General features: G+C 58.9%; 15 protein-coding genes. 9 read left to right on the top strand and 6 right to left on the bottom strand.

Going from position 1 to position 19,466, the window contains the following annotated elements; genetic code table 11:
• Nucleotides 1–110: 110 nt before the first annotated feature.
• Nucleotides 111–2,624 carry a penicillin-binding protein 1A gene (locus G7W63_RS13460; RefSeq protein WP_166258991.1) on the top strand — a complete coding sequence of 838 codons (2,514 nt, stop codon included), beginning with the start codon at nt 111–113 and terminating at the stop codon, nt 2,622–2,624.
• Between the two features lie 101 nt (nt 2,625–2,725).
• Here G7W63_RS13460 and G7W63_RS13455 read toward each other — a convergent pair whose 3' ends face one another.
• Nucleotides 2,726–3,991 carry a malic enzyme-like NAD(P)-binding protein gene (locus tag G7W63_RS13455; RefSeq protein ID WP_166258988.1) on the bottom strand — a complete coding sequence of 422 codons (1,266 nt, stop codon included), beginning with the start codon at nt 3,989–3,991 and terminating at the stop codon, nt 2,726–2,728.
• Between the two features lie 415 nt (nt 3,992–4,406).
• Complete coding sequence (rpmE, locus tag G7W63_RS13450; RefSeq protein WP_166258985.1) at nt 4,407–4,631, bottom strand: 50S ribosomal protein L31; 225 nt, start codon at nt 4,629–4,631, stop codon at nt 4,407–4,409.
• Between the two features lie 230 nt (nt 4,632–4,861).
• On the opposite strand from rpmE, the gene G7W63_RS13445 reads away from it, so the two are divergent.
• The 6 genes from G7W63_RS13445 to G7W63_RS13420 all read left to right on the top strand — a co-directional run bounded on the left by G7W63_RS13445 (nt 4,862) and on the right by G7W63_RS13420 (nt 11,954).
• Nucleotides 4,862–7,033, top strand: coding sequence for a primosomal protein N' (locus G7W63_RS13445; RefSeq protein ID WP_166258982.1), 2,172 nt, complete (start codon nt 4,862–4,864; stop codon nt 7,031–7,033).
• A 128-nt stretch (nt 7,034–7,161) separates the two neighbouring features.
• Nucleotides 7,162–8,850, top strand: a complete 1,689-nt coding sequence (argS, locus tag G7W63_RS13440; RefSeq protein ID WP_166258979.1) for an arginine--tRNA ligase — start codon at nt 7,162–7,164, stop codon at nt 8,848–8,850.
• A gap of 172 nt (nt 8,851–9,022) precedes the next feature.
• A complete protein-coding gene (locus tag G7W63_RS13435; protein ID WP_341273686.1) occupies nt 9,023–9,511 on the top strand; it encodes an SPOR domain-containing protein in 489 nt (162 codons plus the stop codon).
• Nucleotides 9,512–9,651: 140 nt separating this feature from the next.
• A complete protein-coding gene (gene hslV, locus G7W63_RS13430) occupies nt 9,652–10,182 on the top strand; it encodes an ATP-dependent protease subunit HslV (protein WP_166258973.1) in 531 nt (176 codons plus the stop codon).
• An 11-nt stretch (nt 10,183–10,193) separates the two neighbouring features.
• On the top strand, nt 10,194–11,525 hold the full coding sequence (hslU, locus tag G7W63_RS13425; RefSeq protein WP_166258970.1) for an HslU--HslV peptidase ATPase subunit: 1,332 nt from the start codon (nt 10,194–10,196) through the stop codon (nt 11,523–11,525).
• Nucleotides 11,526–11,594: 69 nt separating this feature from the next.
• Nucleotides 11,595–11,954, top strand: coding sequence for a gamma-butyrobetaine hydroxylase family protein (locus tag G7W63_RS13420; RefSeq protein WP_166258967.1), 360 nt, complete (start codon nt 11,595–11,597; stop codon nt 11,952–11,954).
• A 6-nt stretch (nt 11,955–11,960) separates the two neighbouring features.
• Here G7W63_RS13420 and G7W63_RS13415 read toward each other — a convergent pair whose 3' ends face one another.
• From G7W63_RS13415 to G7W63_RS13405, 3 genes are all read right to left on the bottom strand, one after another.
• On the bottom strand, nt 11,961–13,205 hold the full coding sequence (locus tag G7W63_RS13415) for a patatin-like phospholipase family protein (RefSeq protein WP_166258964.1): 1,245 nt from the start codon (nt 13,203–13,205) through the stop codon (nt 11,961–11,963).
• Between the two features lie 146 nt (nt 13,206–13,351).
• Nucleotides 13,352–15,652: a phosphoenolpyruvate--protein phosphotransferase gene (ptsP, locus tag G7W63_RS13410; protein WP_166258960.1), complete on the bottom strand. Its 2,301-nt coding sequence runs from the start codon at nt 15,650–15,652 to the stop codon at nt 13,352–13,354.
• An 81-nt stretch (nt 15,653–15,733) separates the two neighbouring features.
• Entirely contained in the window at nt 15,734–16,276 is a 543-nt protein-coding gene (locus tag G7W63_RS13405; protein ID WP_166258957.1) for an RNA pyrophosphohydrolase, read from the bottom strand.
• Between the two features lie 184 nt (nt 16,277–16,460).
• On the opposite strand from G7W63_RS13405, the gene G7W63_RS13400 reads away from it, so the two are divergent.
• Entirely contained in the window at nt 16,461–17,117 is a 657-nt protein-coding gene (locus tag G7W63_RS13400; RefSeq protein ID WP_166258954.1) for a histidinol-phosphatase, read from the top strand.
• A gap of 4 nt (nt 17,118–17,121) precedes the next feature.
• The gene (locus G7W63_RS13395) at nt 17,122–18,279 is read left to right on the top strand and encodes an imelysin family protein (RefSeq protein WP_166258951.1); all 1,158 of its coding nucleotides are present in this window, start codon (nt 17,122–17,124) and stop codon (nt 18,277–18,279) included.
• On the opposite strand, the gene G7W63_RS13390 is transcribed toward G7W63_RS13395, so the two are convergent.
• Nucleotides 18,259–19,455 (bottom strand): class I SAM-dependent rRNA methyltransferase, encoded by a 1,197-nt coding sequence (locus G7W63_RS13390; RefSeq protein ID WP_166258948.1) that lies wholly within the window; start codon nt 19,453–19,455, stop codon nt 18,259–18,261. The two genes, G7W63_RS13395 and G7W63_RS13390, sit on opposite strands and share 21 nt — an antisense overlap.
• Between the last annotated feature and the right edge of the window lie 11 nt (nt 19,456–19,466).

Genomic DNA, 19,466 nt, shown 5'->3' with positions numbered 1-19,466 from the left:
TCTACAATGCCTGTTCATTATTTTGAGAGGCTATGTAACGGCGAGAGTTACTCGTCATTGCTAAAGCGGTTTCTCAAATGATAGACCTATATCCAACAGTTGTCAGAAAAATGTCCCGTATACTCCGTACATCTCGTGTCCTAATCTGGTTCTTCCTGGTCGGATTAAGCCTGGCCATCATGCTGGCCTCCAGCTTCTATCTTTATCTCCGGCCCGGCCTTCCATCTGTCGAACAACTTACGGACATCCGTCTGCAGACACCGCTGAGGGTCTACAGCGCAGACAAGAGATTAATAGCAGAATTCGGTGAAAAGAGAAGGGCTCCGGTCACAATAGAACAGATCCCTACAATCCAGTTACATGCCTTTCTGGCAGCGGAAGACGCCCGTTTTTACGAGCACTTCGGGGTCGATGTTAAAGGCCTGATGCGGGCTGCAATCGAGTTGGTGACAACCGGAAGTATTCAATCCGGAGGCAGTACCATCACAATGCAGGTTGCAAAAAATTACTTTCTGTCACGTGATCGGACGTTTATACGGAAGTTCAACGAGATACTCCTTGCTCTTCAGATTGAGCGCGAACTCACAAAAAACCAGATTTTCGAGCTCTACCTCAACAAGATCTACCTTGGCAATCGGGCCTATGGCATCGAGTCCGCCGCGCGGGTCTATTACGACAAAAGTGTCAGCGAGCTGAGCCTGCCGCAGATGGCCATGTTGGCGACCCTGCCGAAGGCCCCGTCCGCCTATAATCCCATTGCCAACCCGGAACGGGCCCTTATCCGACGGAATTGGGTGCTCGGCCGCATGCGGGACCTGGGACACATTACCGACGATGCGTACACGCTGGCTTCTTCTGCGCCAGTGACCGCTAGCTATTTTGGACCCTCAACCGAAGTCGATGCCGACTACGTTGCGGAAATGGCCCGCGCCGAAATGGTCGCCCGCTACGGCGAAGCTGCCTATTCCGATGGGTTCAAGGTCATGCTGACCGTGGACAGCACGGCACAGCAGGCCGCCACCGAAGCCCTCCAGGCCGGCCTGGAAGCCTATGACCAGCGCCACGGTTTCCGGGGCCCGGTGGGCAAGCTGGACGACGACACCCTCTCTGAAGGTGACCTAAGGCAGGCCCTGTCCTCTTTTCCGCGGGTCGAGCAGTTGTTCCCCGCCGTGGTGACCAAGGTCTCTGAAACCCAGGCAATTCTTTACTCCCCTCGTCTGAATGAAGTCGTGATGCCGTTCGACACCATGCTCTGGGCCCAGCCTTACAGAGATGAGAACCGCACCGGGCCGGCCCCTGAAAAACCGGCCGATGTTGTGTCCCGGGGCGACGTGGTCTACGTCAAGCCCCTGGGACCTGCCGCCCTGCTTGCCGACGAAGACCGGCCTAAGGACGAACTGGAGAACATCGAAGCGGCGACCGGGGAAGAAGACACCGCGCGCCCAGCCCTCAACGTGGGACCCATGAGAGTGGCACTGAGCCAGGTACCGGAAGTCCAGGGTGCGCTGATCTCACTGGCGGCCAAGACCGGAGCCATTGAGGCTCTGGCCGGTGGCTACAGCTTCGGCCAGAACAAGTACAACCGGGCCATTCAGGCCCGTAGGCAGCCTGGTTCTACCTTCAAGCCCTTTGTCTATCTGGCGGCCCTTGAACAGGGCATGACAGCAGCAACCCTGTTCAACGATGCGCCAATCGTCTTTGATGACATTGAGCTTGAAACCGCCTGGCGCCCACAGAATTCGTCAGGTCAATTCTACGGCCCGACCCGACTTCGGGAAGCGCTTTACCGGTCCAGAAACCTGGTCTCCATTCGACTGCTGAGAGACCTGGGCATCAATAACACCATCGATTACCTGGACCAACTCAAGATCCCCACCGGCGATCTGCAGAAAGACCTGTCCCTTGCCCTGGGCAGCGGCAACCTGACACCCATGGAGGTCGCCCGCGGCTTTGCAGTCATCGCCAATGGTGGCTACGACGTCACACCCTACCTGATAGAAGAAATCCGGGACGGCCAGCACAGGGTCGTCTACGAAGCACCTGAGGTTGTGCTCTGTGACCGCGACTGTGACGAAAAAGCCACCGAAGCGTCTGACCAGCAGCAGGACGAGCCCGGCGTTCGCATCGCTCCCCGCCTGGCTGATGAGCGCTCGGTGTACATTCTTCACTCAATGCTGCGGGACGTGGTCAAGCGGGGCACCGGCCGCAGGGCGCTTGCCTTGGGCAGGGACGATATCGCAGGCAAGACCGGCACCACCAATGAACAGAGGGACACCTGGTTTTCAGGCTTCAATCACAACCTGGCGACCACAGTCTGGGTTGGTTTCGACCAGCCCAAGCCCATGGGCCGCAGAGAATACGGAGCCACGGCTGCACTGCCGGTGTGGCTGGACTACATGGAGGTCGCCCTGGAAGGTGAACCTTCCGCTTTCATGCCCCAGCCCAACGGCATTGTAAGCGTACGCATCGACCCCGAGACTGGTGAACGCGCCCGCCCCGGCCAGGACAACGCCGTCTTCGAACTGTTCCGTGAAGAACAGGCTCCAGAGGCGCTGAGCAGCAGCGAACGGCGAGGCCAGCAGGACAGTGACGACTACGATGACCTGCAGCGGGAACTGTTCTAGCACACCAAGGCTGCTTGACCGGCATTACAGGCTGCCCTCTCCCCCGGGCAGCCATAAAAAAACCGGCACTCAGTGCCGGTTTTTTACTTTCTGACAGCTACTTACTTGATGTCTTCCAGAGACTTCAAAGGGTAGTGCTCAGGGTAGCCTTTACGCGCCACGCCGGAGTCTACCGCAGCGCGCGCAACCGCCGCGGGCACCACTTCCAGTAGACGGACATCCATGGGCTTGGGAATGATGTATTCACGGCCGAACTCGAATGACCCTACACCATAGGCTTCACAAATTTCCTGTGGCACCGGCATTTTCGCCAGCTCACGGATGGCGTTGACCGCAGCCACTTTCATCTCTTCGTTAATAGCGGTGGCACGGACATCCAGTGCGCCACGGAAGATGAAAGGAAAGCCCAGAACATTGTTAACCTGGTTCGGGTAATCTGAGCGACCGGTTGCCATAATGATGTCATCACGGGCTGCCAGTGCCACTTCAGGGCTGATTTCAGGGTCGGGATTGGAGCAGGCAAAAACGATGGGATTGGGTGCCATCAGTTTCAGGCATTCGACCGGAAAGAGGTCAGGACCGGACAATCCAAGAAACACATCGGCGCCGTCAATCGCATCTTCCAGAGTGCGCTTGTCAGTTTCGTTGGCAAACATGGCCTTGTACTGGTTCAGGTCATCACGACCCGCGTGGATAACGCCCTTGCGATCGAGCATGTAGATGTTTTCAGAGCGGATACCACAACTGATCAACAGCTTCATGCAGGCGATTGCGGCAGCACCGGCACCCAGGCATACAACTTTCGCGTCTTCCACTTTTTTGCCCTGAAGCTCCAGGGCATTCAGCATACCCGCAGCGGTAACAATAGCGGTACCATGCTGGTCATCGTGAAAAACGGGCACGTTGCACTTTTCAATGAGCGCTCGCTCAATCTCGAAGCACTCAGGTGCCTTTATATCTTCCAGGTTAATGCCACCAAAGGTATCGGCGATGCGCTCAACCGTTTCAATAAACGCCTGTGGACTCTCGGAATTCACCTCAATATCGAAAACGTCGATACCGGCAAAGCGCTTGAACAGCACCCCTTTGCCTTCCATGACCGGCTTGCTGGCCAGCGGGCCAAGGTTGCCCAGGCCCAGTATCGCCGTGCCATCGGAAATCACGGCTACAAGATTGCCTTTACCGGTGTATTTGTAGGCGTTTTCAGGGTCTTTTGCGATCTCGCGGACCGGTTCTGCAACCCCGGGACTGTACGCCAGGGAAAGGTCGCGGGAGGTCTGAGTGGGCTTGGTGATTTCCACACTCAGCTTACCAGGCCGCGGCTTGGCGTGATATTCAAGGGCTGCTGCTTTCAGATCTTGAGACATTGCCACTGTTCCGTTTGTCACGTTAAAAGGACGGAGATACGTTGTCGCTGACTTATATGCCCGACGGTTGCATCTGAACCGGGATCGGGCAGCCTTCCAGAGCTTGTGTCAGCGCTGTTCTCTCGATACTGGTGATGCTTATGCTTTCGAACCTTTTGAAATTTCAAACGTTCGATTCATTCGCTCTCTGCAAAATCTACGAGGCATGCGTAATGAACGCTCGTGGTATTCGCAGCACTCGCTGGCGGCTGGGCCAGCGGGAGCGCGACATTATGGCTTGAAGGTCTGATCCAAACAAGAGCTACTGTGTATCCGGTAATCAGCCCCGGTACCACATCTCCTTCCAATGGCGCATAAAAAAACGCGCCTCGGGGGCGCGTTTTTAACAGTTCCAGGTACTCTGAGAATAACGGTGTTACTCGGGCTTCTTGCCTGCGATACGGCCACCGAAGCGCTTCTGGAACCGGTCGATCCGGCCACCGGTATCCATCACTTTCTGCTTGCCGGTATAAAACGGGTGACACTGTGAACACACGTCCAGCTGCAGGTCATGGCCAACGGTGGAGCGGGTCTTGATCACATTACCACAGCTACAGTTAGCAGTGATTTCCTGGTACTTGGGATGAATACCTTCTTTCATGGGGATAACCTCTGTCGGTCATGCCGCTACCCGATCATGGCCTGGATATTTTCAGGCGAACTGTCAGGCACCGCATCGTTTGAATCAATTGGAAAGACGGGGCACAATCTGCCCTGCCGTAATCAGACCGCGAATCTTACGTGCAAAATGCGTGGTTCGCAAGCGCCAAAGCCTGCCCCGGATCCGCATTTTCCAGTACCCTGACGCAGCATTCTAATACGGAGTAGTCCTTGAGCCGATCCGCACGCATTGCCCTGGCCCGGCCGATCCGCCGCCTGTTTGACTACCAGGTCCCCGCCCACCTGAAGCTGCAGGCTGGGCAAAGGGTCCAGGTCCCCTTTGGCCGCCAGATATTGACCGGACTGGTGGTGCAGCCTGATGCGCAAGCGCCGGACCAGATCACGCTCAAGCCAATAACTGCCGCGCTCGAGGACTGGCCTGCGCTACCACCGGAAACACTGCAGCTGCTGACCTGGGCGGCGACCTATTATCAGCATCCGCTGGGAGAATGCCTGTTCATGGCCCTGCCGCCAGCACTGCGGCGGGGCCGCCCGGCGCAGAGGCGTCAGGAAAGCTGGTGGCAGGCAAACCCCCGGGGTCAGGCAGAACTGTCCCCCAACGCCAGGCGCCAGCGCTCACTGCTGAACTGGCTGCAGAGCCATGCTGGTGCACATTCAAGCGCGGAAATTATCGCCGCCGGGTTTACCCGTGCCCAGCTCAACGGACTCCGGGACAAGGGCCTGATAGAGGAAACCAGCCAGGACCGAATGGCGCCCCGGAAAGCCGATGAACTGAAAACACTGCCTCCGCTTTCCCCGGCCCAGCTCATCGCGCTCAAGGAGATACCGACCCCGGAGCAGGGCTTTTCAGCGGCATTGCTTTACGGCATTACCGGTTCAGGCAAAACCGAGATCTACCTCCACTACCTCAAGAACCACCTTCAGGATAAGCAGCAGGCCCTGGTGCTGGTGCCTGAGATTAACCTGACCCCCCAGACCGTTGCCCGGTTTCGCACCTATCTGGGCAACCGTATTGCTGTCTGGCATTCATCCCTCAACGACAGCGAACGCCTGGACACCTGGCTGCGAGTACGCCAGGGCGAACCAGTACTGGTGATCGGTACCCGCTCCGCGGTGATGCTTCCTTTCACTAACCTGGCAACGATTGTGGTGGACGAGGAGCACGACAGCTCCTACAAGCAGGGGGAAGGCTTTCGCTATTCAGGCCGCGACCTTGCCGTCTATCGGGCCAGCCTTAACCAATGCCCGGTTGTCCTGGGGTCTGCAACGCCCTCCCTCGAGTCCCTGCATAATGCCCGAACGGGCAAGTACAGCTTGATCAGACTGGAGGAGCGCGCAGGCTCAGCGGTACCTCCAGAAATCCGGCTACTGGATGTCCGCAGCCGGCCACTGGAGGGCGGACTGTCGACGCCTGCGATTCAGGCCATAAGGGATTGCCTGGCAGCAGGTAAACAGGCGCTGGTATTCGTCAACCGTCGTGGCTATGCGCCGGTCATGATGTGCTTTGACTGCGGCCACATGATCGAATGCCCCCGTTGTGATACTCGCCTCACCTATCACCGTCGGGACCGGGCCATGCGGTGTCATCACTGCGACTTCCAGGCTGCCGCCACAGACCAGTGCCCGAAATGCAAGAGCGAGGCATTCAAGCCTGTCGGACAGGGTACCGAGCGGACAGAAGACGTACTGGGCCAGGCTTTTCCGGAAACGCCTGTGGTCAGGGTCGACCGCGACAGTACCCAGCGCAAGGGCAGCATCCAGGCGATCATCAACAAAGTGGCCAGTGGTGAACCCTGCATTCTGGTAGGTACCCAGATGCTGGCCAAAGGCCATGACTTTCCAAACGTCACGCTGGTGGTCGTAGTCAACGCGGACGGAGGGTTGTTCAGTGTTGACTTCCGGGCACCGGAACAGATGATCCAGACGCTGCTCCAGGTCAGCGGCCGCGCCGGACGGGGTGTTGTTCCTGGCCGGGTACTGATCCAGACCTGCCACAGCGACCACCCGATGATGTCGAGTATGAGCAAAGGCAACTACCTGCCTCTTGCCGACCAGCTTTTGCAGGAGCGGGAGGCCAGTCTTTTCCCGCCGTTTCGCGCCATGGCGATGGTCCGGGCCGAGGCTCCGTCCATGGCTGACAGCCTGGCCTTTCTCGATGCCGCAAAGACCCAGGTCACCGAACCGGCCATTGAGGTCTGGGGGCCGCTGCCAGCGGTGATGGCCAGGAGAGCAGACCGTCACCGGGCTCAACTGGTCCTGGTCTGCCACAGCCGGAGCCGCCTGAACAGAGCGCTCGGGCAACTGTGTGAGTCCCTCGACAGCCAGCGCCAGAGCAAGTCCCTACGGTGGCAGGTAGACGTCGACCCCGTCGAGACAAGCTGAGTCCCGATTGGGCGCCGCCGGGGCGTGCTCATTGAGTCCCCCTGCCCTTTCCGCGATAATAGCGCCCCTTGTAAAATGCCCGGGGCACCCGAGCCTCCAACTTCCTACGAATCGAGTCGCCTGACAGCATGAAAGAGACCGTTACCCAACTTCTTGAGTCCGCGCTGGCCTCCCTGGCCGCCGAGGGTATCCTGCCCGAAGGCGCTACCTTTTCCCCAGCGGTGGGCAACACCAAGGACAAGGCCCATGGCGACTACGCCTCGAACATCGCTCTGATCGCGGCCAAATCTGCCGGCTGCCCGCCCCGGCAGCTTGCCCAGGCCCTGATAGAACACCTGCCCGCCAGCCCGGCTGTGGAGCGGGTTGAGATCGCCGGCCCCGGGTTCATCAATTTTTTCATGAGCACAGCCAGTGCCTTTTCCATCGTGGAAGACATTTTGAAGGAGGGAGCCGAGTTCGGCCGCAATGCCAGCGGTCAGGGTGCTGCGGTTCAGGTGGAGTTCGTCTCGGCCAACCCCACCGGCCCGCTCCATGTCGGACATGGCCGGGGCGCTGCCATTGGTGATTGTCTGTCGCGGCTATTGGAGGCCAACGGCTACCGGGTCACCCGCGAGTTCTACTACAACGACGCCGGAGTGCAGATCAGGAACCTTGCGCTCTCTGCCCAGGCGAGAATAAAAGGACTGACACCAGATCATGCTGACTGGCCCGCCGATGGTTATCGTGGCGAGTACATTGCAGACCTGGCCGACGCCTACCTGAACGGTGAAATGGTGGTGGCGGACGACCGCGAGGTTACGGGCAAGACCGACCCGGACGACCTGGCAGCCATTCAGGAATTCGCGGTGGCTTACCTGCGCCGTGAACAGGACCTGGACCTGAAAGCATTCGGTGTCGAGTTCGACGTTTACTTCCTGGAATCGTCGCTGTACCAGGACGGAAAAGTTGAAGCCGCGGTGAAGCGCCTGGTTGAAAACGGCTTTACCTACGAACAGGACGGCGCGCTGTGGCTCAAGACGACTGACTTCGGCGACGACAAAGACCGGGTCATGCGCAAGCAGGACGGCGGTTACACTTACTTCCTACCGGACGTCGCCTACCATCTGGATAAATGGCAGCGTGGCTTCAGCACCGTCATCAACGAGCAGGGGGCTGACCACCATTCCACCATAACCCGGGTGCGGGCCGGCCTCCAGGCACTGAATGCCGGCATTCCCCAGGGCTGGCCGGATTATGTGCTGCACCAGATGGTCATGGTGACCCGCTCCGGTCAGGAGGTGAAAATCTCCAAGCGTGCCGGCAGTTATGTCACCCTGCGGGACCTTATCGATGAAGTTGGCCGGGACGCCACACGCTTCTTCCTGGCGGCCCGAAGGGTGGACTCCCAGTTGACCTTTGATATCGACCTGGCTCGTTCCCAGACCAATGAAAACCCGGTTTACTACGTCCAGTATGCCCATGCGCGTATCTGCAGCGTGTTGCGCAAGCTGGTCGGCGAACTGGGCGTGGAGCGGGGTCTGAACGAGTGCGCAGGAGACCTGTCACTGCTGACCCTGGATGAGGAAAAAGACATTGCCAACCAGCTGGCGAAATACCCGGACCTGATCAGCAACGCTGCAAGCCTCAGGGAGCCCCATCATGTGACCCATTACCTGAGGGAACTGGCCGGGCAATTCCACACCTACTACAACGCCCATAAAGTACTGGTCGAAGACACCGCGATCCGGGATGCCCGCATAAGCCTTTACCTGGCCGTGCGCCAGGTCATAGCCAACGGCCTGGGCATCCTGGCCGTTGGTGCACCGGAAGAAATGTAACTGTTAGCCCTCAGGATAGCTGTACGTCATGCCTCGTGATTACGCCAAGAAAAACCGGCCCTCAGGCCCGGCAACAAAGACTTCTGGCTCAAGCCGGAAAAATACCGGCAGCCGGCCGGCGTCACGCGGCAGGGCTTCGGCCCCAGCCCGTCGCCAGGGGGGAGGCCTGTCGGTGAAATGGATCGTCTCCCTTGCTGCGGTCGGCGGTTTTATCGGTTTTATCGCCTACCTGAACTCCATGCCCGACCCTGGACAGAAAACCCGGACCGAAACGGTGACAGAAAAGCAGCAGATCCAGCCTCCGGCACAAACGGCCAAGGAAGAACCCGGTTTCCGGTTCTACGACATGCTGCCAGAGTCCGAGGTCATTGCGCCGAACGTGGAAGAGTACAACCCTGGCCCGACCGAACAGAATTTCACCTACCTGGTCCAGAGCGGATCCTTCCGGAGCCAGCAGGACGCTGAGCGGCAAAGGGCTGAAATCGCCTTCCAGGGACTGCGTGCCAAGGTCGACAGGATTGATCTCGATAATGGTTCGACCTGGTTTCGGGTCAACGTCGGCCCCTTCGAGAACCGCAGCCAGATGAATGCGGCCATTGACAAGCTTGTGGGCATTAACATCCAGCCACTGGTACGCCGCATCCCCAACAAAGAGGGGTAGTCTGAAGCCTTCTTCAACCGCCAGGCCAACGGCATGCCGATGACCAGGGATCTCAGGCCATCGTTGGCCCAGGCCTTGAAATGCTATCGGTTGCCGCCATATCCGATGAATCAATTCATCCTCCGGTTTATGGAGCAGTCATGACCACGATTCTTTCGGTAAGGCGCGGAGACACCGTTGCCATGGGTGGCGACGGCCAGGTTTCTCTCGGCAACACCGTCATGAAGGGCAACGCCCGCAAGGTCCGCCGCCTTTACGGCAATAAAGTGATCGCAGGTTTTGCTGGCGGCACAGCCGATGCGTTTACCCTGTTTGAGCGCTTCGAGGCCCAGCTGGAAAAGCACCAGGGCAATCTGACCCGGGCCGCCGTTGAGCTGGCCAAAGACTGGCGCACCGACCGTGCCCTGCGGCGCCTTGAGGCCCTGCTTGCGGTCGCGGACAAGACTGCCTCCCTTATCATTACCGGCAATGGTGACGTGATCGAACCGGAACAGGGCCTGATTGCCATAGGTTCCGGTGGTCCCTTCGCCCAGTCGGCCGCCAGAGCGCTGCTGGAGAACACTGAGATGGGCGCCGCAGACATCGTCGAGAAAGGCCTGGATATTGCCGCCGACATCTGCATTTACACCAACCACAACCGTACTCTCGAAGTGCTGTCTGCCAACGACTGACCGGAGCAACCATGCCTGCAATGACTCCCCGTGAAATTGTCCATGAACTCAACAAGCACATAGTCGGACAGGACGAAGCCAAGCGCGCAGTGGCCATTGCCCTGCGCAACCGCTGGCGCAGGATGCAGCTGGACATCAGTCTGCGGGACGAAATTACGCCCAAGAATATCCTCATGATCGGTCCCACCGGTGTCGGCAAGACTGAAATTGCCCGCCGTCTCGCCAAGCTGGCCGATGCGCCCTTCCTGAAAGTGGAGGCCACCAAGTTCACCGAAGTGGGCTATGTCGGTCGGGATGTTGAATCCATTATCCGTGATCTGGCTGATATGGCGGTGAAACTGCTGCGTGAAAAGGAAATGGCACGGCACCGCAACCAGGCCATGGATGCCGCTGAAGACCGGATCCTCGATGCGCTTCTGCCCCCGGCCCGCAACTTCGACGAAGACAGCAAGGCCCCTGAGGATTCCTCGACCCGGCAGCTGTTCCGCAAGAAGCTCCGGGAAGGTCAGCTGGATGACAAGGAAATAGAGATCGACCTGAAGAATCCCGGTTCCGGGGTCGAGATCATGGCGCCTCCTGGCATGGAAGAGATGACCAACCAGCTCCAGAGCATGTTCTCGAACATGTCATCGGAACGGCGCAAGACCCGCAAGATGAAGGTGTCCGACGCCCTTATCAGGGCCAGGGATGAAGAAGCAGCGAAGCTGGTCAATGAGGAAGAGATCAAGCAGAAGGCCATCGAGGCGGTGGAACAGAACGGTATCGTGTTTATCGACGAGATCGACAAGGTGGCCAAGCGTTCCGAAACCGGGTCAGGGGGGGATGTCTCCCGGGAAGGTGTCCAGCGTGACCTGCTGCCCCTTATTGAAGGCAGCACGGTCAGCACCAAGTTTGGCATGGTCCGGACCGACCACATCCTGTTCATCGCGTCAGGCGCGTTTCACCTTTCCAAGCCTTCCGACTTGATTCCCGAGCTGCAGGGTCGCTTGCCCATCCGGGTAGAACTGCAGGCGCTCACAACCGAGCAGTTCAAGCGCATCCTCACCGAGCCCGATGCCTCTTTGGTCCAGCAATACGAAGCTTTGATGGGCACGGAGGGGTTGACCCTGACCTTCACCGAGGGCGCTATCGAGCGAATTGCAGAGGTGGCCTGGAAAGTGAACGAAACCACCGAAAACATTGGCGCCCGTCGCCTGCATACGGTGCTTGAACGACTGCTGGAAACCCTGTCCTTCGATGCCGGTGACAAGGTTACCGAGCAGTTCGAAATCACCGCTGAGTATGTGGACGAGAAACTGGGTGAGCTTGCGGAAGACGAAGACCTGAGCCGGTTCATCCTGTAGCCGGCTACACGCACCCGGGTCAGAAGGCGCCAGGCGCCTTCTGTTCCTGCTTTCCGACCAAGGTTACCCATGACTCAGTCGACACGCCCCATTGATATCCGCCTGCGAAGAAAAAGTCGTCTTCTGCGTCTTGAGTACGCTGATGGCTCCTGCCATGAGCTGCCCTTCGAACTGCTAAGGGTCTACTCTCCCTCTGCCGAGGTTCGGGGCCACGGCACGGGGCCCGGGACACTCCAGACCGGCAAGCGCCAGGTTGATATCACGGGGGCGGAAATGGTGGGCAATTACGCGGTCAAACTTACTTTCAGTGACGGGCATGACTCGGGGCTATTCACCTGGGATTACCTTCGTGACCTGGGTGATCGGCAGCAACAGGTCTGGCAGGACTATCTCAGGCGGCTTGAGGAACAGGGCGGTAGCCGGGACTGACGGCCGTTACAGGGCCTTCTGGATCAGGCCAGTCACATTGTTCAGGCCCGTGCTCAGACGACCCTTCTGGGCCTTCTTCCTGCGCCCCTTTGCTACGTAAAGGGGGAGCATTTCACCGTACAGACTCGTACTGATGGTGCGTTGCTCATCCTCCAGTCGGTCCCGCCGCAACTTGATGCCATATTTCAACAGCCTTGGCTCAAGCTCATCAGCGCGGGCCAGCAGATCCCGGCGGGTCATCTGATAGGCGTGCTCGCAAACCATTCGCCGGGACTGGAAGCTGAATACATTGGAAAAGAAGAGTTTGGCGTCGTCCCGGGTAGGCTCGAACAGCAGGATGTCTTTCTCCGGGTAATCCCGGGCGTATTGGGCAATACCAGACTTCATGCGCGAATAGACCATGGTCCGGAATGTTTGTGACAGCAGCGTCGGCATTCCGGAACGGGTCAGCGCGCCTGGCGCCATGGAGCCTGACCGCACCGCCTCGCTGGCATCAATCGGCACCTGCGGGTTGACTGCCAGTACCAGGTCGGCGCCGTCCTCGAAGGCCACCGAGGCGTGTAGGCCTTTCCTCAGGGTACCATCGACGTAAAAGCGGCCATCGATATCCACAGGCACATACAGCCCGGGTGACGCCATACTGGCCTGGATGGCCCGGGAAATAGGCACATGGTCGAACCCGGGCGCCCCGAAACAGACCGCCTCGGTGCTTTCCACATCCGCCGCCACAATGTAGAGACTGCGACGGAGCTGGCGGAAATCATTGGTTCGACCCAGCATGCTGAAACTTCGCTTGAGGTACTCATGCAGGCCATCATTATCAAACAGGCCTGCCGGGGCAGCCTGGGCAAGAATGGTCAGGGCCTCAAGCAGACTCTGGTCGTAGGGATTATTGATAAAACGGCTGATCGCACTGGTCACCAGCCCCGGCACAGCCAGCAAGCGGCTGCCAAGTTCTTTCAGTGCCGGACGGTAGAAGACTTCCGGATGGAAAGGATGAACCTCGGCTTCATTGCGGACAAAGATCCGGCACAGTTGAGCGGTGGTCATCTGGTTAGCAAGATTGGCGGCAACAAAAGACCCGGCGTTAACGCCCACGTACACATCGAGATCGTTGAAATCGATGCCTTCGAGGGCCTCATCCAGCGCCCTCATTGCACCGATTTCATAGATGCCGCCCAACGGACCGCCACCGCCAAGGGCGAGGCCTATGCGGGGCCGGGGCTTGATGTCTGTGCGTGTTGCTGTCATTGATTGACCGTCGTTTTATTGATTACAGCCATCGGATGGCCGTTGGCTTCAAATTAGCAATGCATTCTAGAGTACACACCCTAGGAATGAAGCGCATCGTCCGGATGCGGATTTACTACCCGTGGTAACCGAATCACAACACTGGCTCAGGACGACTGGCTGAGGGCGTCTGCCGAGCTCCTGCCGGGCCGCAGGTAGCGGCCGAACCCGGCGCTTCGCAACGCAAGCTCAACACAGCTCTTGATGACATGGGGCGAGTCCAGCAACAGCACATCCTCCAGCAGCTGGGCTGCCCATTCGCGGCTGATGCTGCGAATAACCGACTTGACCTTGGGCAGACTGGCCGCATTCATGGACAGGGCGTCGTACCCCATGGCCATGAGCAGCACGGCACCGCCCGGGTCGCCTGCCAGTTCGCCGCAGATGCTGACCGGCTTGCCCACAGCATGGGCATCGTGAGCCACGCGCACCAGTGCCTGCAAAACGGCCGGGTGAAAGGAATGGTAAAGCTGGGCGACCCGGGGATTGTTCCGGTCCACCGCCAGCAGATACTGGGTAAGGTCGTTCGAGCCCACTGACAGAAAGTCCACCCGGTCCGCCAGTTCACGGACCTGATAAACGGCTGCGGGAATTTCAACCATGACACCCACCTTGGGCATATGGATATTAAAACCCTCCTCCCGAACTTCGTGATAGACCCGATAGATCAGGTGCAGTGACTCCTCCACTTCCGAGATATTGCTGATCATCGGCAGCATGATCTGCAGGTTGTTCAGGCCTTCGCTGGCCTTCAGCATGGCACGCACCTGCACCAGGAAGATTTCCGGATGGTCCAATGTGACCCGGATGCCTCGCCAGCCCAGGAACGGGTTTTCTTCGGAGATCGGGAAATAGGTCAGGGACTTGTCGCCGCCGATGTCCAGGGTCCGCATGGTCACCGGGCTGGGGGCGAAAGCTTCAAGCTGCTCCCGATAGTATTCCCTCTGCTCCTGCTCGGACGGGAAGCGCTCCTTGATCATGAAGGGCACCTCAGTGCGATACAGGCCTATACCCTCGGCACCGTGGTTCAGTGAGCGGACCACGTCAGTCATCAGGCCAGTATTGACCAGCAGCGAGACCCGGTGGCCGTCGGTGGTTTCACAGGGCTTGTCCCTGAGTTCTTCCAGCCCCCGGAAGAGCGCATCCTCCTCATCACAGATCTCCTGGTAGTAAACCCGCAGCTCCGCTGATGGCGAGGCAAAAACCTGACCTTCGAAGCCGTCAACCACCAGCTCTTTTCCGTCCAGCTGGTTGACCGGTATATCCACCATCCCCATGACCGTGGGCACGCCCATGGCGCGGGCGAGTATGGCAACGTGGGAGTTACCTGAGCCGCGAACCGATACCAGACCAACCAGCTGGCCCCGTGGCACCTCGCCCAGCATGGCGGGGGTCAGCTCTTCACTGATCAGGACCGTACGTTCCGGGTAGACCACTTCCTTCGGCTCACCCTCCTGCAGATGAGCCAGCAGCCGGCGACCCAGGTCCCGTATATCCACCGCCCTTTCCCGCAGGTACAGGTCACCCATCATCTCGAAGTGACGGACGTACTGATGCACCACCTGTTTGAGCGCGCCCTGGGCCCAGTAGCCCGCCCGTATGCGGTTGACCACCTCGCCCGGGAGGGCGTTGTCGTCCAGCATGCGCAGGTAGACCTCAAAAAGCGCCTGCTCTTCCGGCCGTAACTGCGGCGCCAGCCGCTCGGCCACACGCTCGATATCCTCCCGGACAGCAGTGACCGCGCCGCTGAACCTGGCAAGCTCTTGTTCGATATCATCGGTCTGTTTTTCCGGCACGGCGTCCAGATCCGCCGGCGGATATACCACGACACTCTGGCCAATGGCGACTCCGGGCGCGCCAGCCACGCCCTTGAAGCTGATATCCCGGGCTTCACGACCGGTCAGGGACAGGCCGCTGATGGCGCCGGTAGCTTCACTGTGGGCGATGACCCCAGCCAGTTGCGCCGACACCGTGACCAGAAAAGCCTCTTCACCCTCATCGAAACAGCGCGAACTTTCACGCTGCTGGACCACAAGCACGCCCAGTACCCGACGATGGTGAATGATCGGCACGCCCAGAAACGAGCTGAAACGCTCTTCACCGGTTTCAGGGAAATAGCGATAGCGGGGGTGGGAAGGGGCGTCTTCCAGATTAATGGGTTCTTCGCGCGAACCCACAAGCCCGATGAGCCCTTCGGAGTGGGCCAGGGTTACATTGCCCACGGCCTTTTTATAGAGGCCCTCGGTGGCCATCAGGATATAGCGGTTGGTTTCGGGATCCAACAGGTACACCGAGCACACTTCAGTGGACATGGCAGCCTGAACTCGCGTAACGATAATACCCAGCGCCTCCTGCAAGTCCCTGGCACTGTTGACTTCTTGTACGATACTCCGCAGCGTGCTCAGCATGGCCGGCTCAATCCGTCATTGTTGGGAAGTTCTGATCAGGCCGTAGCGCTGGCCCTGCCAGCTGAGCTGCCAGAACACTCCTTATGGCTGTGAACGGTACCGGCCCTGGACTGGCGTTGCTCCAGCCTCAGTCCGCTGCCATTGCTCCATCGTCCGGAACAATCGTGGTGCCAGTTCTCGCAGGGCACGCCGGTACACTTCCCGTTTGAACGATACGACCTGACCCAGGGGATACCAATAGCTCACCCATTGCCAGCCGTCGAACTCTGGTGAATCGGTGCCGTCGACGCATACCTGCTCGTCCGGCGAAAGCATCCTCAGCAGGAACCATTTCTGTTTTTGCCCGACACAGACCGGGTGCGAGTTATGACGCACCATCCGGCGAGGAAGGCGGTATCTCAGCCAGCCACGAGTACAGCTGATGATTTCCACATCCCCTGCACACAAACCAACCTCTTCCGACAGTTCCCGGTACAGCGCCTCCTCCGGTGACTCATGGAATTTGATGCCACCCTGAGGGAATTGCCAGGAGTCCTGCCCTATCCGCCTCGCCCAGAGAACTTCGCCCCTGTGGTTGACAAGAATGATTCCGACATTGGGTCTGAAACCGTCTGAATCAATCACGGCACAGTCCTGTTTTAGTAAGTCGGTCTAAAATCCAAGTTGACTTCATTCTTACAGAAAGCCCAACCTTCGGCAAACGAAGCTGTTATCTTTTCAGCATGTTAGAATTGGCGGCAGACAAGGGCCTCGTGTCATGCCCGGAATTCGATAAGCGTCATCTCCAATAATTCAGAAGGAGCTTCTGTTGACCCTCGCCATTTTCGACCTCGATAACACCCTTCTTGCAGGTGACAGTGACCATGCATGGGGCGAATTTCTGGTAGAGGAGGGAATTGTCGATGCCGAGGTTTACCGCCAGGCCAATGACCGTTTCTACCGGGAGTACCTGGATGGCGAACTCGACATACACCGCTACCTGAGCTTTGCACTGGAGCCCCTGGCCCGTCACGAACCTGAACAGCTTCTGCTCTGGCGGAAACATTTTGTGGACGTAAAAATACGGCCCATGATGCTGGCCAAGGCAACAGCCTTGCTGGACCAGCATCGGAGTCAGGGCCACACCCTGCTGATTATTACCGCCACCAATCTCTTTGTTACCGAGCCAGTGGCCGAGCTGCTTGGCATCGACCACCTGATTGCGACCGAACCGGAAATGGTGAACGGACGCTATACCGGTTCGGTGGCAGGCACCCCGAGCTTCCAGGAAGGCAAGGTGACACGGCTAGGCGAATGGCTGCGACATCAGGATATGACACTTGACGGTGCGTGGTTCTACAGCGATTCCCATAACGACCTGCCTTTGCTGAAAAAGGTGAGCCATCCGGTCGCGGTCGATCCGGACCCCATGCTGGCGGAAGTTGCCAGCCAGGAGGGGTGGGACATAATTTCTTTGAGGGACTGAGCCGATGCCTGCCTCGCTCCGTTGTGTCCCGGCACTGTTAGCCCTTAGTCTGCTGGCTGCCTGCTCAGACGAGCCCGATCCCCGGCCGGTGCTGACGGACCCCCTGCCGTTCGAGGCGCCTGAACCTGTCCAGATAGCCGTTACCCAACACACCGGGGAGGTCTGCAAAAGTATAGATCAGCTTCAGGAAAGTATTGGCGGCTTTCTGGATGAGCCTGCCGCCGGCGCCCTTCAACAGGCCCGCGCTCATTGGGTCCGTACCCATCATACCTATTCGGGGCTAATGGTCGCGTATCAGCTGGCCAATCTCCGCCCACCCCATGTCCAGGGCGACCGGGACCCCATCGATGCTTACCCGCTGCTGCCCGGATACCTGGACCGGGTGCCCGGTTATCCCCGTAGTGGGCTAGTCTATTCCGAGGTACCTTTGACGCCCGGCTATCTTCAGCAGGAGCACCAGTCGACCGATTTCTATTATCTTACTCTGGGCTTCCACCCGCTGGAGACCCTGCTCTGGGGCGGTATTGACCAGCGTCCCGAGTACCGCACCGAGCTTTTCATACCAGCACCCGTTGCCCAGGAAGACACGGTGGACGCCCGTGCGCGCCGAAGAGAACTGCTTCGCCTCATCGCCCACGCCCTGCCCCGGGATGCGTCCATTTTATGTGTGCACAGTAACCGGCTTGAGCTGATGCATTCCTTGAGCGAGCGCCTGGGCGAGCCGAGCAGTCAGCGACAGGCAGTGGCAGAAGCACTGACGGTGCTGATCGACCGCCCACTGGCTGAATGGCAGAGCCATCCGGACGGAGTTGACCGCAATGGCATGTCCATCTGGCACGCGATGTTCGCCAAAACAGACTTTGAACGTATGGCGATGCAGCTTCAGGCCTTGAGGACAGACTGGCTGCCAGCGTCGCCCGCATCAGACGAGTCCGCCCCCGATGCCAGTGGAGGTCTGTTCGATTCCATGGCAGCCCTGGAAACAACGCTGGCATCAATGGGAGAAACCCGCACTGCTCCAAGTCCCGAAGCGGTCTCCCAGGCCCGGGCCATGACTCAAACCCTTATTGCCCGGTTGCAGAACGCCGACGGGCAGGGCCCGGCCCTACCAGAGCCAGAACCATTAACGCCTGCACCAACGTCAGAGAAAGCCGGTCAGTGACCGGACAAAGCAGGATTTGATGTAGGAAGTTTCGGGAATGCCCGGGACAATGGGATGATCCGGTGCCTGGTGGCCCTGCTCAAGCAGTTGGACGAAGCGATCAATCTTGCGACCGCTGCTTCTGATGATGTCGATGAGGGCGTCCTGGGACAGATGCATTGAACAGGAAGCGGAGACCAGCAGTCCATCCCGTTCGAGCAGGCGCAGACCCAGCTGGTTGAGACGGGCATAGGCCTGCTCACCAGCCTTCTGGTCGCGGCGCCTGGGGATCAGGGCCGGGGGATCCAGTACCACAATGTCGAATTTCTGCTTTTCGTCACACAGGGCCTTGAGCGCCAGAAACGCATCACCCTCAAGGGTATCCACATTGGTGAGGCCGTTAAGGGCCGCGTTGTGATGAACCGAGTCCAACGCCTGCGTCGAACTGTCGAGGCAGGTGACCTGGGTGGCGCCCGCCTTTGCCGCCTGAATGCCCCAGCCTCCGACATAACTGAACACATCAAGTACCGTCTTGCCGGGGGCATAGGCCTGCAGACGCTGCCGGTTGGCCCGATGGTCATAGAACCACCCGGTCTTCTGTCCCTCTGACAGAGGCACCTCGAACACCGCCCCGTTTTCGCGCACAGTCAGCAACTCAGGCTCAGCCCCTTCAAAGGTTTCGGTATAGCTGGCAAGCCCTTCTACACTGCGCATTTTGCCGTCATTCTTGAAAATAATGGCCTTGGGGTGCACCAGACGCAACACGGCCCGACCTACTGCTTCCTTCATGGTTTCCATGCCAGCGGTGGATATCTGCACCACGACCACATCACCAAAGCGATCGATCACCAACCCTGACAGGCCGTCGCTGTCGCCAAAGACCCAGCGATAGAAGGGTTCGGGGAACAGGCGGTCCCGCAGCGAAAGCGCCGTTTCCAGACGCTGGGACAGCCGTTGCGGTGTCATGCCCTGAGTTGGATCACGACTGATCAGCCGGCCGCAGATGAGGGCGTGAGGATTCACAAACACGGTCCCCAGTGGCTTGTCCGCCGACGAGCGCAGCTCAGCCTGAACGCCTGCCTCAAATTGCGTCAGGGGCGATCGATGCATGTCCACTTCGTTGCTGTACACCCACAGATGACCCGCCCGCAGACGACGCTCTGCGCCCTTGCGCAGGTATAGGACCGGAAACTTCATGGAGAGACTTC

It is taken from the genome of Marinobacter salicampi, assembly GCF_011074795.1.
Lineage (GTDB): Bacteria > Pseudomonadota > Gammaproteobacteria > Pseudomonadales > Oleiphilaceae > Marinobacter > Marinobacter salicampi.
The sequence above is the reverse complement of the archived record's forward strand: the minus strand, read 5'-3'. Positions and strand labels throughout refer to the sequence as shown.